Below are 3,949 nucleotides of genomic sequence, written 5' to 3' on the forward strand. Positions count from 1 at the left end.
TGCTGGTGTCGAGGTGATTGATAGTCGTATTTCCTATTTAGCCTACGCTCCAGAAATTGCCCAAGTCATGCTAAGGCGTCAGCAAGCACAAGCTATAATAGCAGCTCGTCAAGAAATTATCGAAGGTGCCTTGAGCATGGTGGAAATGTCCATCAAGCGGCTGAACGATAACCAAATTATTCAGCTAGACGAGGAAACAAAAGCAGCAATGATTAACAATTTGCTAGTGGTTTTGACTGCTGAGCAAAATATACAACCTGTTGTCAATACTGGTAGTCTTAAACTGTAAGCTATCAGTATTCAGCATTCAGCATTCAGCATTCAGCATTCAGCATTCAGCATTCAGCTATTAGCTTTTGAATAAAATAAGCACCTCAAGTAGCGTGAGCCTTAGGCTGACGGCTGACCACTGACGGCTGACGGCTGACCACTGACCGCTGACCGCTGACCGCTGACCGCTGATAGCTAACGGTAAAGCTGTTACCTGACCATAACTTTCGGGAATTCTATCAATAGAAACTCTAATAGTTTTCAGCTTCATCAGGTAATCAAACTATGGATTTGGAACAGATTTCCCGAAAAAGCCTCTTTGGTCAGATTTTACGTTTGCCCTTAAGGCTAATTCCTCCTCAGATGACAATGCCGATCTGGCTAGGTAAGCTCGCCGGTAAAAAATGGATAGTTGGTGCTGGGAGAAACGGCTGTTGGTTAGGGACTTATGAGTATGACAACCAACGGGTGCTTGAGAAAACTCTGAAATTAGGAAACACTGTATTTGATATTGGAGCTCACGCTGGTTTCTTTACACTATTGACTTCGGTGCTAGTCGGTGAGAAGGGAAAAGTTTTTTCCTTTGAGCCCCTACCCCAAAACCTTGGTTACTTAAGAAAACATCTGTCTATCAACAGCATTACCAATGCCACAGTTATGCCAGCAGCGGTTTCAGAGCGCTCTGGTATGGCATCCTTTAGAGAAACTTCTGGTAGTTATCAGGGGGGTATTTCTTCTCAAGGAACACTCCAAGTCAAGATGGTCAGTTTAGATGAACTGATTGCCAGTGGTGAAATTCCTGTACCGGACTGCATCAAAATTGATGTGGAGGGTCATGAGAAGTTTGTTCTACTTGGTGCCAAATCTCTGTTGGCAAGTTCTCATCCTACCATTTTCTTGTCTATCCATGGACGACCTGTCTATGAGCAATGTTGTCAGTTGTTAGAATCTTTGGGCTACAAGATTCAAGTCTTAGACAAACCTGATGGTGGGGAACTTCCAAAAAACCTTGATTTGATCGCTTCTTACCCTGGTTGACCGATTGACTGTAAGTACTAATATCATGCTCGGTTGAACACTTATAAATAGTAGGTAATAGGGAACAGGGAACAGGGAACAGCGATGCAGCGCGGTCTTGGGGGTTTCCCCCATGAGCGACTGCATCAAGACGGGAACAGGGAACAGCGATGCAGCGCGGTCTTGGGGGTTTCCCCCATGAGCGACTGCATCAAGACGGGAACAGGGAATTAGTAGGGATATTGCCTACCAGAAGGAAGCTACGTTGTTTCATAACTGATTAGCTTAACATCATATAAGCCTTCAGATCGAGTCCGGTTTAACCCTATATATAGCCTTTATCATAGCTATTTGTTAGGTACACAGGATTTTTTCCCTATTCCCTATTTCCGTTTTCCTATTCCCTATTCCCTATTCCCTATTCCCTATTCCCTGTTCCCTATTTTAAATGGCTCCATGACCCAAAGCCAAACCAGCAACTAGCATCCCTAGTACCAAAAACGGTTGCGCACTAGCCTGGTATTTGACATCATTTTTCAGGGGGTCACGGAGAAAGTACATATCTTGGAAGGTGATTTGGGGGATGATTAATAGGATGAGGATAGCAGCGTAGAGCTTCTGATCAATGCTGATTAAATAACCAGCAATCCCTGCTTGAAATAGATCAATCATCACCACACAAATCCAAGCTGCTGTGGTAACACCAAACATGACCGGTAGGGATTTTAAGCCCAATTCGCGATCGCCTTCCACACTCTTGAAATCATTAACTACTGCAATACCTAACCCTGCCAGGGAGTAGAACAGGGTCAGAATCATAATAGTCCCGTTAAGATGACCAAATAAGCCATGACCTGCCCACCAAGGAAGGGCGATATAGCTGGCACCGAGAGCATAGTTTCCCAGCCAACCATTTTTTTTCAGTTTCAGGGGTGGGGCAGAATAGATATAGGCTAGAAAGGCACCGCCTAGGGTAAGACAGGTGAGTGTCGGAAATTCATGACCAGCCCAAACATCAAGTCCGTAGCTAAGAGCGATACCTGCTAGGAGTAGCACCACAATCTGGGTGATCACCTGGGGGATAGAGATGGCTCCTGATGGGATAGGACGGTATGGTTCATTAATGGCATCGATTTCGCGGTCATAGAAATCATTCAGGGTTTGGGTATACCCTGCCATCAACGGACCAGAAAGCAACATACAGGCGGCTGCCATCAGAAGGTCTTCGAGTGTCCAAGTGTAGCCACCGGAGGAAGCAGCACCACACACTACCCCCCAGATCAGGGGTATCCAGGTAATTGGCTTCATCAACTGCAGGCGAATCTTCCATAGGTTGTTTTCACCAGGAGCTGCGCCTTTCATACCCAGTAGCTGACGGGTTTTGGCACTTTGTTCAGTTAGATTTTCTTCAGCCATAGCTACTACCTACAATGAAATGATTAAATAGCCATCTTGAAACTTAGCCCCTTTCACGGATTGACCACTAAGTTGTGGAGGCAGCAGGATATTATGCCGTTGATCCCCCGCTTCAACGGTGACTTCTGGACCGTATTGGGTCAGTTTCACCTGCTTTTTGTTAAAACCTGGTAAGAATAAACGAACGTTGCGACCAGGAATGTCGATAGTCATAGGTCTGGGTGCCTGGGATGCCTGTTTAAAATCTGGCAGGGCATCGATCAGGGATTGCCAATCTTCCCCTGGTGGGGAAGTGGGAAGAGCATTAAGGACTAGAGGGGCAAATTCCGATTCTATTGCTGGGGTTACCGGGGTTTGGTTTACCACCACACCACCGACAGTAACACCCACTTGTTGGGCACTACCCCACAGATACTTGGCTGTGGCAATGGCTAGGGGGTCATCGGTAGTGACCAGATAGGATGCGACCCGATTGGGATCTGCGATCGCATTTTTTCCATCCTCCAACATGTTGTTGGCCTGATTCGTTGATTCACCAGCAAAGTCATCACTGGTCCATGACACATTTAGGATGGCGCTAGTGACTGGTTGGATAAAGGGGGAAATGGCTTTGCCCAGGTCAGAATCTGCTATGACTTGGCGAAATCTACGACTATACCAACTGATAATTTCTGGCATTCCCAACATTCTCAGGGTAGCTTGAGAGCAGGTGCCATCGTAGATGATCGTGTCATACTGACCGCTTTGGTAGTACTCCCGAAGGGCGTTGAGGGCTAAAGCATGATCCATCCCCGGTAAGATGCCCAGTTCTTGACCATAGACATTTTTTAGGGTAGGCGATCGCAAATATTGCTCCTCTAGCTTTTTGACATCTTCCCAGCTGCGTTCCAGTAGTACTGTAGTCATTAGCTGTACTACCCGGAGGTTAGGACTTATTTCCACCGGGTCAGACGTTGGGGATAGCCCCAGTAGCAGTCCAAAGCTAGGACTTGGGTCTTGTCCTACCAGTAGCACTCGTTGACCGAGGCTCGACAGCTGCTTAGCGGCAGCAATTGCCACAGTAGTGCGACCTGTGCCGCCTTTACCCAGAAATGTTAGAATCCGTGCCATAGTGCAAGTCTTGTGCCTCGGTGCGATCGCTTTTACTAAAATCTAGTCTACGACTTTCAATTCATCCTCAAAGAACCAGGTAGAGCTGTTGTCCTCAAATTTCACTGTCACGCCAACTCCACTGCCATCGGTCATT

General features: G+C 46.6%; 6 protein-coding genes and 1 pseudogene. 3 read left to right on the forward strand and 4 right to left on the reverse strand.

What is annotated here, in order from left to right:
- Nucleotides 1–289: pseudogene (locus tag F6K52_RS33440) on the forward strand (SPFH domain-containing protein); the annotation flags it as partial.
- 60 nt (nucleotides 290–349) lie between these two features.
- Here the strand turns inward: F6K52_RS33440 and F6K52_RS33445 are convergent.
- Complete coding sequence (locus tag F6K52_RS33445; protein ID WP_293088989.1) at nucleotides 350–541, reverse strand: hypothetical protein; 192 nt, start codon at nucleotides 539–541, stop codon at nucleotides 350–352.
- Nucleotides 542–555: 14 nt separating this feature from the next.
- On the opposite strand from F6K52_RS33445, the gene F6K52_RS33450 reads away from it, so the two are divergent.
- Together F6K52_RS33450 and F6K52_RS33455 are read left to right on the forward strand one after the other, a co-directional pair.
- Complete coding sequence (locus F6K52_RS33450) at nucleotides 556–1,308, forward strand: FkbM family methyltransferase (protein ID WP_293088991.1); 753 nt, start codon at nucleotides 556–558, stop codon at nucleotides 1,306–1,308.
- Nucleotides 1,309–1,392: 84 nt separating this feature from the next.
- The gene (locus F6K52_RS33455) at nucleotides 1,393–1,521 is read left to right on the forward strand and encodes a hypothetical protein (RefSeq protein ID WP_293088993.1); all 129 of its coding nucleotides are present in this window, start codon (nucleotides 1,393–1,395) and stop codon (nucleotides 1,519–1,521) included.
- 210 nt (nucleotides 1,522–1,731) lie between these two features.
- On the opposite strand, the gene chlG is transcribed toward F6K52_RS33455, so the two are convergent.
- The 3 genes from chlG to F6K52_RS33470 are packed head-to-tail and all read right to left on the reverse strand — an operon-like array spanning nucleotide 1,732 to nucleotide 3,948.
- Complete coding sequence (chlG, locus tag F6K52_RS33460; protein ID WP_293088995.1) at nucleotides 1,732–2,703, reverse strand: chlorophyll synthase ChlG; 972 nt, start codon at nucleotides 2,701–2,703, stop codon at nucleotides 1,732–1,734.
- 9 nt (nucleotides 2,704–2,712) lie between these two features.
- Nucleotides 2,713–3,813 (reverse strand): ArsA family ATPase, encoded by a 1,101-nt coding sequence (locus F6K52_RS33465; protein ID WP_293088998.1) that lies wholly within the window; start codon nucleotides 3,811–3,813, stop codon nucleotides 2,713–2,715.
- Nucleotides 3,814–3,855: 42 nt separating this feature from the next.
- Nucleotides 3,856–3,948 carry a cytochrome b6f subunit family protein gene (locus tag F6K52_RS33470; RefSeq protein WP_293089000.1) on the reverse strand — a complete coding sequence of 31 codons (93 nt, stop codon included), beginning with the start codon at nucleotides 3,946–3,948 and terminating at the stop codon, nucleotides 3,856–3,858.
- Nucleotide 3,949 lies beyond the last annotated feature (1 nt).

This window comes from Moorena sp. SIO3H5 (assembly GCF_010692395.1).
GTDB lineage: Bacteria > Cyanobacteriota > Cyanobacteriia > Cyanobacteriales > Coleofasciculaceae > Moorena.

Coding starts and splice junctions, on each gene's coding strand:
- F6K52_RS33445 (WP_293088989.1), bottom strand. CDS start 541: ATGAAGCTGAAAACTATTAGAGTTTCTATTGATAGAATTCCCGAAAGT.
- F6K52_RS33450 (WP_293088991.1), top strand. CDS start 556: ATGGATTTGGAACAGATTTCCCGAAAAAGCCTCTTTGGTCAGATTTTA.
- F6K52_RS33455 (WP_293088993.1), top strand. CDS start 1,393: ATGCAGCGCGGTCTTGGGGGTTTCCCCCATGAGCGACTGCATCAAGAC.
- chlG (WP_293088995.1), bottom strand. CDS start 2,703: ATGGCTGAAGAAAATCTAACTGAACAAAGTGCCAAAACCCGTCAGCTA.
- F6K52_RS33465 (WP_293088998.1), bottom strand. CDS start 3,813: ATGGCACGGATTCTAACATTTCTGGGTAAAGGCGGCACAGGTCGCACT.
- F6K52_RS33470 (WP_293089000.1), bottom strand. CDS start 3,948: ATGACCGATGGCAGTGGAGTTGGCGTGACAGTGAAATTTGAGGACAAC.